14 protein-coding genes are annotated in these 13,609 nt (G+C 60.5%); 10 read left to right on the top strand and 4 right to left on the bottom strand.

What is annotated here, in order from left to right; all coding sequences use genetic code 11:
* The first annotated feature begins 145 nt into the window (after positions 1-145).
* From chpT to CHC01_RS27465, 6 genes are all read left to right on the top strand, one after another.
* A complete protein-coding gene (chpT, locus tag CHC01_RS27490) occupies positions 146-793 on the top strand; it encodes a histidine phosphotransferase ChpT (protein WP_068737134.1) in 648 nt (215 codons plus the stop codon).
* A 200-nt stretch (positions 794-993) separates the two neighbouring features.
* A complete protein-coding gene (locus CHC01_RS27485; RefSeq protein WP_089267522.1) occupies positions 994-3,726 on the top strand; it encodes a hybrid sensor histidine kinase/response regulator in 2,733 nt (910 codons plus the stop codon).
* A gap of 11 nt (positions 3,727-3,737) precedes the next feature.
* On the top strand, positions 3,738-4,235 hold the full coding sequence (locus tag CHC01_RS27480; protein ID WP_089267521.1) for a chemotaxis protein CheW: 498 nt from the start codon (positions 3,738-3,740) through the stop codon (positions 4,233-4,235).
* 45 nt (positions 4,236-4,280) lie between these two features.
* The gene (locus tag CHC01_RS27475) at positions 4,281-4,646 is read left to right on the top strand and encodes a response regulator (protein ID WP_068737128.1); all 366 of its coding nucleotides are present in this window, start codon (positions 4,281-4,283) and stop codon (positions 4,644-4,646) included.
* 103 nt (positions 4,647-4,749) lie between these two features.
* On the top strand, positions 4,750-5,916 hold the full coding sequence (locus CHC01_RS27470) for a protein-glutamate methylesterase/protein-glutamine glutaminase (protein WP_089267520.1): 1,167 nt from the start codon (positions 4,750-4,752) through the stop codon (positions 5,914-5,916).
* A complete protein-coding gene (locus tag CHC01_RS27465) occupies positions 5,913-6,794 on the top strand; it encodes a CheR family methyltransferase (RefSeq protein WP_089267519.1) in 882 nt (293 codons plus the stop codon). The genes CHC01_RS27470 and CHC01_RS27465 overlap by 4 nt, the downstream gene beginning before the upstream one ends.
* Positions 6,795-6,800: 6 nt before the next feature.
* Here CHC01_RS27465 and CHC01_RS27460 read toward each other — a convergent pair whose 3' ends face one another.
* The 4 genes from CHC01_RS27460 to ctrA all read right to left on the bottom strand — a co-directional run bounded on the left by CHC01_RS27460 (position 6,801) and on the right by ctrA (position 9,632).
* Positions 6,801-7,958, bottom strand: coding sequence for a glutathionylspermidine synthase family protein (locus tag CHC01_RS27460; RefSeq protein ID WP_089267518.1), 1,158 nt, complete (start codon positions 7,956-7,958; stop codon positions 6,801-6,803).
* 6 nt (positions 7,959-7,964) lie between these two features.
* Positions 7,965-8,363: a hypothetical protein gene (locus tag CHC01_RS27455; RefSeq protein WP_089267517.1), complete on the bottom strand. Its 399-nt coding sequence runs from the start codon at positions 8,361-8,363 to the stop codon at positions 7,965-7,967.
* Complete coding sequence (locus CHC01_RS27450) at positions 8,360-8,770, bottom strand: DUF350 domain-containing protein (RefSeq protein WP_089267516.1); 411 nt, start codon at positions 8,768-8,770, stop codon at positions 8,360-8,362. Before CHC01_RS27450 ends, CHC01_RS27455 begins: the two co-directional genes overlap by 4 nt.
* A 160-nt stretch (positions 8,771-8,930) precedes the next feature.
* Complete coding sequence (gene ctrA, locus CHC01_RS27445) at positions 8,931-9,632, bottom strand: response regulator transcription factor CtrA (protein ID WP_068737116.1); 702 nt, start codon at positions 9,630-9,632, stop codon at positions 8,931-8,933.
* A gap of 372 nt (positions 9,633-10,004) precedes the next feature.
* Between ctrA and fliI the strand changes: the two genes are divergently transcribed.
* The 4 genes from fliI to CHC01_RS27425 all read left to right on the top strand — a co-directional run bounded on the left by fliI (position 10,005) and on the right by CHC01_RS27425 (position 13,488).
* Positions 10,005-11,330, top strand: coding sequence for a flagellar protein export ATPase FliI (gene fliI, locus CHC01_RS27440; RefSeq protein ID WP_089267515.1), 1,326 nt, complete (start codon positions 10,005-10,007; stop codon positions 11,328-11,330).
* A gap of 109 nt (positions 11,331-11,439) precedes the next feature.
* Positions 11,440-11,859: a flagellar export protein FliJ gene (fliJ, locus tag CHC01_RS27435; RefSeq protein WP_068737112.1), complete on the top strand. Its 420-nt coding sequence runs from the start codon at positions 11,440-11,442 to the stop codon at positions 11,857-11,859.
* 199 nt (positions 11,860-12,058) lie between these two features.
* Entirely contained in the window at positions 12,059-12,607 is a 549-nt protein-coding gene (locus CHC01_RS27430; RefSeq protein WP_089267514.1) for a sigma-70 family RNA polymerase sigma factor, read from the top strand.
* Positions 12,607-13,488 carry an anti-sigma factor gene (locus CHC01_RS27425; protein WP_089267588.1) on the top strand — a complete coding sequence of 294 codons (882 nt, stop codon included), beginning with the start codon at positions 12,607-12,609 and terminating at the stop codon, positions 13,486-13,488. The genes CHC01_RS27430 and CHC01_RS27425 overlap by 1 nt, the downstream gene beginning before the upstream one ends.
* Positions 13,489-13,609: the final 121 nt, after the last annotated feature.

Below are 13,609 nucleotides of genomic sequence, written 5' to 3'. Positions count from 1 at the left end.
CATCCCCGTTCATTTCTACGCTTGGGCGCTGCGCCGGTGGACTTTGCCAGCCCTGGTGTGGTCGCGCCACCATCTGCGGTGTATCTAACCGTAAAGCAAATGCTTGATTCGCCGTTCATTCTGTGTGGCCCCAGGAGCGCATTTCATGTCCGACACTCCCACGCCAGGTCCGGCCCCCGATGCCCTTGAACTCGCGGCATTGCTCTGCTCGCGGGTCTGCCACGACCTGATCAGCCCCGTGGGCGCCATCGTCAACGGGCTCGAAGTGCTCGATGACAATCCCAAGCCGGAAGACAAGGAATTCGCGCTCGATCTGATCCGGAAGAGCGCCAAGACCGCATCGGCCCGCCTGCAGTTCTGCCGGCTCGCCTTCGGTGCCGCCGGTTCGGCGGGCGCGCAGATCGATCTCGGCGACGCGCAGACCATGTCGCGCGGTCATCTTGAAGACGCCAAGACCAAGATCGAATGGAATTTGCCGCGGCTTCTGCTGCCGAAGAACAAGGTCAAGCTGCTGCTCAACATGCTGGTAATCGCGCAGCAGACGATTCCGCGCGGCGGCGTGCTCAAGATCGATGGCATCGGCGAAGGTGAGCCGCAGGGTTTCAAGATCACGGCCGCAGGCCTCAACGCGCGCCTGCCGCAGGCCATCGTCGATATGCTGGCCTCGGAACAAGTTGGCAGCATCGATGCCCATGCCGTGCAGCCTTACTACACGCGGCTGCTGGCGCAGGCTTGCGGCCTCAAGGTGACCTTGGTGCCCGAAGGCGACGCCATCGTCGTCACCGCGATCTGATCGCAAACTCATTCAACTCTTAATGAACTCTTTACGAGTCCGCCGTTTGGCGGGCTCGTACGTGTGCGAGCATATAGCTAAATGTCGCATTCATTGTTTTTGGGAATGCTCAACTAATATTAAACGCTTTGCGGGGAAAGTAGCCAGACTTCGAAAGGCGTAGCGAAAGTCGCGAGCCTGGAGTGTGAAGGCCTATTTTCATGGATGATCTTCTCCGCGAGTTTTTGACGGAAACCAACGAGAGCCTGGATACGGTTGACAATCAGCTGGTCCGCTTCGAACAGGACCCGAATAACGCGAAAATTCTCGATAATATTTTTCGCCTGGTTCACACCATCAAAGGCACGTGCGGATTTCTCGGACTGCCCCGTCTCGAAGCCCTGGCCCATGCCGCCGAGACATTGATGGGCAAATTCCGCGATGGAATGCCGGTTACCGGAGAGGCGGTTACGCTCATCCTGACCACGATCGATCGCATCAAGGAAATACTCAGTCAGCTCGAAGCCACGGAAGTGGAGCCGGAAGGCGTCGACGAAGATCTGATTGGCGAACTGCATCACATGGTCGAAAAAGGCATGGAATCGATGACTGAGTCCGCACCTCCGATCGCACCGGAAGCGCCTGTCGCGGCCGAGTCGGCCCCGTTGGTCGTTCCGACCCTGGAGCGTGAGCTGCGTCCCGGCGAAGTCTCGCTCGAAGAGCTTGAGCGCGCCTTCCAGGAAACCGCCATCGAAGTTGCGCCGCCCGTAGCAGCTGCTGCGCCTGCGCCTGCAGCGCCCGTCGCGCCGCCGGCTCCGGTTGCTGAAAAGCCCGCCGCGCCGAAGGCGGCTGCTCCGAAGCCTGCCGCCAAGAAGACCGCAGTCGAGGTCGACCAGCCAGAAGCTGACAAGGTCGCGAACCAGTCAATCCGCGTGAACGTCGACACGCTCGAACATCTGATGACCATGGTCTCGGAGCTGGTGCTGACCCGCAACCAGCTGCTGGAAATCAGCCGTCGTCATGAAGACACCGAATTCAAGGTGCCGCTGCAGCGCCTGTCCACCGTGACCGCCGAACTGCAGGACGGTGTCATGAAGACGCGCATGCAGCCGATCGGCAATGCCTGGCAGAAGCTGCCGCGTATCGTGCGCGATCTGGCCGGCGAACTCGGCAAGCAGATCGAACTCGAGATGCACGGCGCCGATACCGAACTCGATCGCCAGGTGCTCGACCTTATCAAGGATCCGCTCACCCACATGGTGCGCAACTCGGCGGATCACGGCCTCGAAACGCCGGCTGAGCGCGCTGCCGAAGGCAAGCCGGAGCAGGGCACCATCCGTCTGTCCGCCTATCACGAAGGCGGCCACATCCTGATCTGCATCGCCGACAACGGCCGCGGTCTCAACACCGAGCGGATCAAGGCGAAGGCGATTTCGAACGGTCTGGCCACCGAAGCCGATATCGAGAAGATGTCGGAAGCCCAGATTCACAAGTTCATCTTCGCACCGGGCTTCTCGACTGCAGCTGCAGTTACCAGCGTCTCCGGCCGCGGCGTCGGCATGGACGTGGTGCGCACCAATATCGATCAGATCGGCGGCACCATCGACATCAAGTCGGTCGCCGGCGAGGGCTCCAGCGTCACCATCAAGATCCCGCTCACGCTGGCCATCGTGTCCGCGCTGATCGTCGAAGCCGGTGGTGATCGCTTCGCGATCCCGCAGCTCGCGGTCGTCGAACTGGTGCGTGCGCGCGCCAACTCCGAACATCGTATCGAGCGCATCAAGGACACACCGGTGCTCCGCCTGCGCAACAAGTTGCTGCCGCTGATGCATCTGAAGAAGCTGCTGCAGATCGATGACGGCTCGTCGGCCGATCCGGAGAACGGCTTCATCGTCGTGACCCAGGTTGGCAACCAGACCTTCGGCATCGTCGTCGATGGCGTCTTCCACACCGAAGAAATCGTCGTCAAGCCGATGTCCACCAAGCTTCGTCACATCGGCATGTTCTCCGGCAACACCATCCTGGGCGATGGCGCGGTGATCATGATCGTCGATCCGAACGGCATCGCGCAGGAGCTTGGTGCTCTGGCATCCAACGCTCACGAGATCGCCGACGAGAACGCCGCAATGCGCGCGATGAATGCAGAACAGCTGACGTCGCTGCTGGTGTTCCGCGCCGGCTCCGCACAGCCCAAGGCAGTGCCGCTCGGTCTCGTCACGCGTCTCGAAGAAGTGGGCGTTGACAAGGTCGAATTGTCGAACGGCCGCTATATGGTCCAGTACCGCGATCAGCTGATGCCGCTGGTGCAGATGGAAGGCGTGACCGTCCGTACGTCGGGTACCCAGCCAATCCTCGTTTTCGCAGACGACGGTCGCTCGATGGGTCTTGTCGTCGACGAAATCGTCGATATCGTCGAAGAGCGCCTGCATATCGAAGTGGCCAGCGGTCGCGAGGGGATCCTGGGCTCCGCTGTCATCAAGGGTCTCGCGACCGAAGTGATCGACGTCGGTCACTTCCTGCCGATGGCTTTCGCCGATTGGTTCTCGCGTAAGGAAATGCGTGTCTCGGCAACCGCCCAATCGGTGCTGCTGGTCGACGACTCCGCGTTCTTCCGCAACATGCTCTCGCCCGTGCTCAAGGCTGCCGGCTACAAGGTACGCGTCGCCACCAACGCCCAGGAAGGTTTGTCATTCCTGCGCTCGGGTCAGGAGGTCGACGTAATCCTCACCGACATCGAAATGCCGGATATGAACGGCTTCGAATTCGCCGAGACCATCCGTGCGGATCAGAAACTCAGCCACACGCCGATCATTGCTCTCTCGGCGATGATCTCGCCGGCTGCCATCGAGCGCGGTCGCCTCGCAGGTTTCCATGACTACGTCGCCAAGTTCGATCGCCCCGGCCTGATTGCGGCGCTCAAAGAACAGACCACTGAAGTTCGCCAGGCTGCGTGAGGGAAATCGCAATGACCACCACCACTACGACCACCACCACCACCACCAAGGCTCCGAGCGCTGACGGCGCGATTACCGAATACGTGACCACCATGATCGGTGGACAACTGTTCGGCATGCCGATCTCGCGCGTGCAGGACGTGTTCATGCCCGAGCGCCTGACCCGCGTGCCGCTGTCCTCCAGCGACGTCGCCGGCGTGCTCAATCTGCGCGGTCGAATTGTGACCGCGATCGACATGCGTTCGCGCCTTGGCCTGCCGAAGAACGATGACGGCAAGCCGCCGATGGCTGTGGGCGTCGATCTCCGCGGTGAATCTTATGGCCTGCTGATCGATTCGATCGGTGAAGTCCTGAAGCTCGCCGATGAGAGCCGTGAGGTGAATCCAGTCAATCTGGATCCGCGCATGGCCAAGATGGCCGATGGCGTCCATCGTCTCGATGGGCAACTGATGGTCGTACTCGACGTTGATCGCATCCTTGAAATCTCGCCTGACAAGCTGGCCGCCTAAGACCAGCACTTGGACAATTTTGTCCGCGGTGAAAATGAGGCTCACATGAAGACATGTCTGGTTGTCGATGACTCCAGTGTCATCCGTAAGGTCGCCCGTCGGATTCTCGAAGGTCTCGATTTCGAGATTACCGAAGCTGAAGACGGTGAGAAAGCGCTCGAAATCTGCAAGCAGAACCTGCCGGACGCTGTTCTGCTCGATTGGAATATGCCGGTGATGGATGGCTACGAGTTCCTGCGTAACCTGCGCCGCATGCCGGGCGGTGACGTTCCGAAGGTCGTGTTCTGTACGACGGAGAACGACGTGGCCCACATCGCGCGCGCTCTGCATGCCGGCGCGAACGAATACATCATGAAACCGTTCGACAAGGAAATCGTGTCGGCGAAGTTTCAGGAAGTCGGCCTGATCTAAGTTCTACGCCGGAATTGCGTATTACACTTCCGGCGCCCGCCTTTTTGTTTGTGCATTTGTTTTGTCAGTGCATTTGTCGCGTTGTGTTGCGTCCGGTGAGTTCATGAGTGTTGATGTGATAAGTCCTCCTGTTGTCGATTCGCGGTATGAGCCACTGCGAGTCATGGTGGTGGACGACTCCGTCGTCATTCGCGGCCTGATCTCGCGCTGGATCGAGGCCGAGCCTGACATGGCCGTCGCGGCGTCGCTTCGTACTGGTCTCGATGCCGTCAACCAGATCGAGCGCATCAATCCCGACGTTGCAATTCTCGATATTGAAATGCCGGAGCTCGATGGCATTTCGGCGCTGCCGCAGCTGCTGGCGAAGAAGCGGAATCTCATTATCATCATGGCGTCGACGCTGACCCGCCGCAACGCGGAGATCAGCTTCAAGGCGATGTCGCTCGGCGCCGCCGACTACATTCCGAAACCGGAGAGCACCCGGGAGATTTCCGCAGCCGACATCTTCAAGCACGACCTGTTGCAGAAGATCCGTCATCTTGGCGCGAAGGTTCGCCGCCTGAAGTCGGCGACGACGCCGTCGATCGTGCCAGCTCCCGCGGCGCGTGAGACTGCACCGTCTTTCAAGTCCGTGACATCAGTCGCCGCGCAGGCGCAGCTCGTGAAGCGTCCTTTCAGCGCCACGATGCCACGCGCGCTGCTGATCGGTTCGTCCACTGGTGGTCCGCAGGCCCTGATGACGCTGGTTGCCGAAATCGGCGCCGTGATCGACAAGGTGCCGGTGCTGATCACGCAGCATATGCCGCCGACCTTTACGACCATTCTTGCCGAACATCTCGCCCGGGCCAGCAAGCGTCCGGCTCGCGAAGGTGTCGATGGCGAAATCGTCAAGGCCGGTCAGATCTACCTTGCGCCGGGCGGCAAGCATATGCGCGCCGTCAAGCAGGGTGCCAACATCGCCATCGCGCTCGATGACGGTCCGCCGGTGAATTTCTGCAAGCCTGCTGTCGATCCGCTGTTCACGTCTGCCATCGATGTCTGGCACGGCGCCATTCTCGCCGTCGTGTTGACAGGCATGGGTTCGGACGGCATGCGCGGCGGCAAGGATATCGTCGCGGCTGGCGGCAATGTCATCGCGCAGGACGAAGCATCGAGCGTGGTGTGGGGTATGCCCGGCGCTGCCGCCAATGCGGGCATCTGCTCGGCTATCCTGCCGCTCAATCAAATCGGTTCGAAAGTGGTTCGTCTTTTCTCGGGAGATCGGTCATGACACCGGCAGACTATGATTTCCTGCGCAAGTTTCTGAAGGAGCGCTCGGGTCTCGATCTGTCTGCTGACAAGCAGTATCTGGTCGAAAGCCGGCTGATGCCGCTCGCGCGCAAGGCCAACCTGTCGGGCATTGAAGAGCTGGTCCAGAAGATCAAGAACGGCTCGTCCACGGTTGCGTCCGACGTGGTCGAGGCGATGACCACCAACGAGACCTTCTTCTTCCGCGACAAGCTTCCATTCGACCATCTGCGCGACGTCGTACTGCCGGAGATGATCCAGGCACGTGCCGCCCGCAAGAGCCTGCGGATCTGGTGTGCGGCTGCGTCCACCGGTCAGGAGCCGTATTCGATCGCGATGACCATCAAGGAAATGAGCGCCCAGCTCGCCGGATGGCGGATCGAGATCATCGGCACAGATATCTCGCAGCAGGTGCTCGAGAAGTCGAAGTCGGGCATCTACACCCAGTTCGAAGTCCAGCGCGGATTGCCGATCCAGCTGCTGGTGAAATACTTCAAGCAGACCGGCGAGATGTGGCAGATCAATCCGGAGATCCGGTCGATGATCCAGTACAAGCCGCTCAATCTGCTGCAGGACTTCTCCAGCATGGGCAAGTTCGACATCATCTTCTGCCGCAATGTGCTGATCTATTTCGATCAGGAGATGAAGACGCAGATCTTTGGCCGCCTTGCCAAGTGCACGGAGCCCGATGGCTTCCTGGCGCTGGGCGCCGCAGAGACCGTTGTCGGTCTGACCGACGCGTTCAAGCCGCATGCCGACAAGCGTGGCCTGTACCGTCCGAACGTCGTCCGTGCCGCACCGTCGATCGTGCCGAGCATGACGCCTGTGGGTCTGAAGGCCGCTGCGTCGCCGGCACGCTGAGCGCCGTCACAGGATCGCGTGCGGAATGAAGCGTGACATGTTGCCGGTGATCGGATTCTCATCCTCGCGGATCGACAGCCCGCATGGCATCTCATCGACCAGCCAGCTGCCCAGCACCGGATACTGATCCGCAAAGTTCGGCAGCGGCATCAGCATCTGCCGGATGAAGCCTTCTTCGCCATAGGGACCGGGCTGCGCATCGATGGCGCTGCCGCCGCTCACCAGCGTGACATTGGCGCCTTCGCGCGAATAGAGCGGCTTGCGCACATAGGATGTGCCGAGCTCAGCGGCTGCAGCATCATCGTCGAAATAGGCCGGCAGCAGGTTCGGGTGGTTCGGAAACATCGCCCATAGCAGCGGCAGGATGCCCTTGTTGGACAGAATGGCCTTCCACGGCGGTTCGATCCAGCGCGTCGATGCGCCTTTCAGACGGCCGCCGAATGCCTCGCGGAACATCCACTCCCACGGATAAAGCTTGAACATCAGGTCGATCGGCTGGTCCTCGAGATCGACGAAGTGCCCGGTGTCGGCATAACCGATGTCCTTGATGTCGATCAGCGCCGGTGTGAGGCCGCCTTGCTGCGCGACATCGGCGAGATACTGCACTGTGCCGCGGTCCTCGGCATTGTCCATGGCGGCTGCGAGATGAATGGCTTTGTCGGCGCCGATCTTGCGCCAGGCCTCGATGAGCCGCTCATGCAGCGAGTTGTATTGATCGGCCCGCTTCGGGACGATCTGGCGTTCGATCGCCTGTTCGAGCCAGGTCCATTGAAACACCGCGGCCTCGAACAGTGAGGTTGGCGTGTCCGCATTGTATTCGAGCAGCTTTGCCGGACCTTTGCCGTCGAACTGGAAATCGAAACGGCCGTAGAGACTGGGATCGCTCCGTTGCCAGCTTGCGGCGATGAAGGTCCAATAAGCCTGCGGAATCTTCAGCAGCCGCAGATAGCGCTCATCCCTGACCGCACGGCTCACCAGCTCGCGGCACATCGCGTTGAGTTCGGCAGTCGGAGCCTCGATCTGACGCTCGATCTCATCCAGCGTGAAGGCGTAGTAGGCGCGCTCGTCCCAATAGCGGTCGCCGGCCTCGGTATGAAATACGAAGCCCGTCGCGGCCGCTGTAGCCTGCCAATCGTCGCGCTCGGAACATGCGATGCGTTGCATGAGAAACTAGCCGCCGCCGGAGAAATGCGAGGCGAAGGAGCCGAAGCCACCATGGGTGACGTGGCTGCTGCTGGATGACGAGCTGTCATATCCGCCGCTGGATGATGATCCGGTGCTGGCGAAGTTGTTGCGTCCCGAAGAACTGCTGCCGCCCCCTGAATAGCCATGGCCGCCGGAGGATGACGATGAACTGCGCTGCTGACACTCCTGCTGCTGGCCGGCGATGGCCGCGCGGTTCGGGTCGCAATGTTCGCTCGGCATCAGCGCATAAGCGCCGCCGCCCAAGGCCATGGTGCCCATGAGCAAGAGCGCCACGTGGTTGGAGCGTTTGCGCGACGGGGCTTCCTCATGCATTGGCTGCACGGGTTGGCGCTTGCCGAAGTTCTTTGCGGGCTCGCTGGTCATGGCGAATACACCATGGAGGCCGCGTTCAGCACGCCGGCGGCAAGGGAGGCGAGGCCGAGCCAGAGGGCCGGGGCCATCTCGCCATTGGCTATGCGATCCGACAATTGCGGCACCGGAATGCGGAGAATGAAATAGACGGCGATCTGCACGATCAGCGCGATGATCGCCCAGATCAGACAATCGATGACATTGGCGGAGTGGACGATCGCGCTGGCCACCGGCAGCACGAAGCCGAGCAGGCTGAGCCCGAGTGCGATCGCAGCTGGCGCGCAATCCTTGCGGATCAGTGCGAACTCGTCATGTGCGGTGACGCGCAGATAGACGAAGAGATACAGCATCACGGCGACGATGCCGGTGCAGAAATAGACCAGAAAGGCCGGCAGCCCGACCAGAGATTGCAGAACCATTCCGCCCCCGAAATGTGCGCCAAACATGATCGCTTGGTATTCGCCTATGGCATTCGTCGCTGTAAGCAAAGGGTGGGTTCATCCACGCAAACAAAAACCCCGCCTTTCGGCGGGGTTTCGTGAGAACTTTCGGGGAGTGACGCTTATGCCGGCTTGAAACTCAAGCCGGGATGCGGATCTCTTCTTCGTGCGGCTCGCGGAGCACATAGCCACGGCCCCAGACGGTTTCGATGAAGTTGCGGCCTTCGGAAGCATTCGCCAGCTTCTTGCGCAGCTTGCAGATGAAAACGTCGATGATTTTCAGTTCGGGCTCGTCCATACCGCCATAGAGGTGGTTGAGGAACATTTCCTTGGTGAGGGTGGTGCCCTTGCGGAGCGAGAGCAGCTCCAGCATCTGGTATTCCTTGCCCGTCAGATGAACGCGCTGACCGCCGACTTCCACCGTCTTGGTATCGAGATTGACCACCAGGTCGCCGGTCTGGATGACCGACTGGGCGTGGCCCTTGGAGCGGCGCACGATCGCATGAATGCGGGCAACCAGCTCGTCCTTGTGGAAGGGCTTGGTCATGTAGTCGTCGGCGCCGACGCCGAGACCCTTGACCTTGTCCTCGATGCCGGCGAGGCCCGAGAGAATGAGGATCGGGGTCTTGATCTTGGACACCCGCAGCTGCTTGAGCACATCGTAACCGGACATGTCCGGCAGATTGAGATCGAGCAGGATAATATCGTAGTCGTAGAGCTTGCCGAGATCGACGCCCTCTTCTCCGAGATCCGTCGTATAGACGTTGAAACTCTCGGATTTGAGCATCAGCTCAATCGACTGCGCAACGGCGCTATCATCTTCAATTAGCAAAACGCGCATGCCAGTCCCCTTTAGTCGCCGCTCCGGGCGTCAGGTCGGCCGCCATACTTGCGGCACCAAAAAACGCCTACGAACAACTGATTCGGATCCTGACTGGATATGGTTAACAAAACCTGATTCTTCAGCGCAAGCTCTAATCGTGCAATTTTTGTCGAATCGCCATAAGATGTTGCACCAAAGACTCTTTTTGTACCCGTACCCGCTCAAGCTCCACATTAAGAGCCGGACCTAACCGACTCCATCGACTCGCCCCTTCATTCTGATGGCGCGAATGCTCTCAGTCATCCAAGACAGTGACGTAATGATTAACGATGCGGGTAAACACGGGGTTAAGGCCGAGCCGGCAATGAAGCGAAACTTAAGGGTTTTGCAATGAAAGCCCTTGCGGAACAGATTACTGACCTCGATGGCGTCAATATTTACGGCCGGGTGGTCGGTGTTCGCGGGTTAATGGTTGAGGTCGCCGGGCCGATCCACGCGATGTCGGTCGGTGCCCGCATTACCATCGAGACCGGCACCAGCCGTTCCATCCCTGCCGAGGTGATTGGTTTCAGTGGCGACAACGCCGTGGTGATGCCTTTTGCCGGACTGGAAGGCGTACGTCGCGGCTGCCGGGCGGTGATCGCCAATGCCGCCAGCCAGGTGCGGCCCTCGATCGCCTGGCTCGGCCGCGTCGTGAATGCGATGGGCGAGCCGATCGACGGCAAGGGGCCGTTGCTGCAGGGGCCGGCACCGATGCCGTATCGCGCGTCTCCGCCGCCCGCCCATTCTCGCAAACGCGTCGGCGCGCCGCTCGATCTCGGGGTGCGCTCGCTCAATACTTTTCTGACCTGCTGCCGCGGCCAGCGCATGGGCATCTTTGCGGGCTCCGGCGTCGGCAAGTCGGTCTTGCTGTCCATGCTGGCACGCAATGTCGATGCCGACGTGTCGGTCATCGGCCTGATCGGCGAACGTGGCCGTGAAGTGCAGGAGTTCTTGCAGGAGGACTTGGGCGAAGAAGGTCTCGCACGCGCCGTCGTAGTCGTGGCGACTTCGGACGAGCCTGCACTGATGCGGCGCCAAGCGGCCTATCTGACGCTGTCGATCTCGGAGTTCTTCCGCGATGAGGGCAAGGACGTCATGTGTATGATGGACTCCGTCACGCGTTTCGCCATGGCGCAGCGTGAGATCGGTCTGTCCGTCGGCGAGCCGCCGACCGCGAAAGGCTATACGCCGACGGTGTTCACCGAACTGCCGAAACTGCTGGAGCGGGCAGGGCCGGGCACCGATGAAGGCTCGATCACCGGTATCTTCACGGTGCTGGTCGACGGCGACGATCACAACGAACCCGTTGCGGACGCCGTGCGCGGCATTCTCGATGGCCATATCGTGATGCAACGCGGTATCGCCGAGCGCGGCCGCTATCCTGCTATCAATATTCTGAAGTCGGTTTCGCGAACCATGCCGCGGTCCTGCGATCCAGCCTATTTGCCGACGATCACGCGGGCCCGGCAGATCATGGCGACCTATTCGGATATGGAAGAACTGATCCGGCTTGGTGCCTATCGCGCCGGTTCCAGTCCGGAAGTGGACGAGGCGATCCGGCTCCATGAGCCGCTTGAGGCATTCCTGCGGCAACGCAAGGACGAAGTCTGCGGACTGGCCCAAGGCTATCAGCAACTGCAACAAATCGTTGGTGGTTTGGAAACGGAACGCTAACTTTGTCAGGCCATCATGACCCTCAGAGAAGAATTTCGGCCGGTCAGCCCCTTGCGGTTGTCCGGTTGTGTCCCGCGTTGAGACTGGGACTTCTGGGGAGTATGAGTCGATGAAGTCACGTGACACCCTGATCCGCCTGAAGAAGTTCCAGGTCGATGAGAAGCGCCGCCGGGTCAATCAGATCGAAGGCATGATCGCGGATTTCCAGCGCATGTCGGTCGATCTCGAGCGCGAGATCCAGACCGAACAGGATCGCGCCGGTATTCAGGATCCCACTCACTTTGCCTATCCCACCTATGCGAAGGCTGCGATTCAACGTCGCGAGAACCTGACACGTTCGGCCGATGAGCTGCGCGTGCAGCTCGAAGACGCGAAGGCATTGCTGAGTGAAGCTTTCGAAGAACTCAAGAAGGTCGAACTGCTCGACGAGCGCGACCAGGCCCGTGCACGCGACGAAGAGAACGCACGCGAACAGGCCGACCTCGACAGCATTGGCCTGATGCGTGCCCGCATCGGCGCAGTGGCCTGATCCGCAGAAGCGGCGAGCCAACGAGCCTCAAAGATTGAAGTCATCAAGCCCGGGCCGCGAGGTCCGGGTTTGCTGTTTGTGGTCTATCCACAGCATAAACAGCGACATGGCCCGCTTGCTATAATCTATGTTACGACAGGTGATACCGCCGGGCGGCACCTCCGTAAGGCGAAAGGTATATTGAGGTTGGGGAGACGTAATGCTGACGCCGGCTGAACTGGTCTGGCTTCTTGCCGCAGTTGCCAAAGGGGATGAAGCCGCCTTCGAGCGACTCTATGCAGCGACGCGCGCGAAACTCTTTGGCGTCGTGATCCGTATCTTGCGCAGACAGGATCTCGCCGAGGAAGTCATCCAGGAGGCCTATGTCAAGATCTGGAACAGCGCCGGGCAATTCAATCCCGGTGTTGCCTCGCCGATCACGTGGATGGCGTCGATCGCTCGTAACCGGGCTATTGATGTCGTTCGCAAGAGAAGCGAAACGTCTATCGAGGAAGAGCCGGCTGCAATGGAAGTGGCAGCCGATACACCTGACCCGCTCGCGCGACAGGAAATGACCGAAGAATTGAAGCGCTTGTTGGAGTGCGTGGGCCGGCTTGAGCCGGACCGGCAGAAACTGGTGCTGCTTGCTTACTACAATGGTTGGAGCCGCGAACAACTCGCGACGAAGTTCGAAGCGCCGGTCAATACAGTGAAGACGTGGCTGCGCCGCAGTATGATGGACATCCGGGAGTGTCTGGGACTGACATGATGGCCTATAGCGAAGACCATATCGCGCTTGCCGCGGAATATGCGCTTGGCACGCTCAGTGCCGAAGAGCGCGTGCAGGTCGAGACCATGATGTCCGTTGACAAGGATTTTGCCGCTGTGGTCGAGGCGTGGGAGCGCAAGCTTGGCGTTTTGAATCAGATGGTCGGCCTTGTCGAGCCGCGTCCTGAAGTCTGGGAGAAAATCCGCGTTGCGATCGGTCTGGCCGGTACGCAAGAAGCGATCGTGCATCCGGAAGCGCCGCAGCCGGTCGCTGCAGCGGCGGTCGTTGCTGAACCATCTGTCGTTGATGATTCGACGCCTGATCGGTCGAACGTGATTGATTTCTCGGTCCAGGCAAAACGCTGGCGCGGTGTCGCCACCGGCATGACCGCGATTGCCGCCATGCTTGTTGCGCTGATTGCCGTACAGGCCTATCGCCCCGAATTGCTGCCGGCGGGTTTACGCCCGAAGGCAGCGCAACAGGTGGTGCAGGCGCCAGCGCCGGTCGCGCCGCCCGCAGCAGCTCAGTCGCAATACGTCGCCTTGCTGCAGACCGACGCTGCGTCACCCGCATTCATCCTCACTGTCGATGCGGCGACCAAAAACTTTACAGTGCGCAAGGTTGGCGCCGAACCGCAGGCCGGCAAAAGCTACGAGCTCTGGATTGTGTCCGACAAGCTGCAACGCCCGCGTTCGCTCGGCGTGATCGGCAGCAACGACTTCACATCGCGCGCTGCACTCGCTGCCTATGATCCCGATGTCGTCAATCAGGCCACCTATGCCGTGACCGTCGAGCCGGAAGGCGGTTCGCCGACCGGTGCAGCCACGGGCCCGATCGTTTTCACCGGCAAGCTGATCGAAACGGTGCCGCCGGCACGGTGATCGTTTGGCTCTCTCGTCATCCGGCATCGGTCCCACAGTCGTCATTCCGGGGCGCATGGAAGCGGCGCAGTCGCTGTAATGCAAACCTCTCAATTGTCATTCCGGGACGCGCTCTTGCGCG

The organism is Tardiphaga sp. OK246 (assembly GCF_900188215.1).
In the GTDB taxonomy this organism is placed as follows: domain Bacteria; phylum Pseudomonadota; class Alphaproteobacteria; order Rhizobiales; family Xanthobacteraceae; genus Tardiphaga; species Tardiphaga robiniae.
This window is presented reverse-complemented; position numbering and strand designations above follow the sequence as displayed.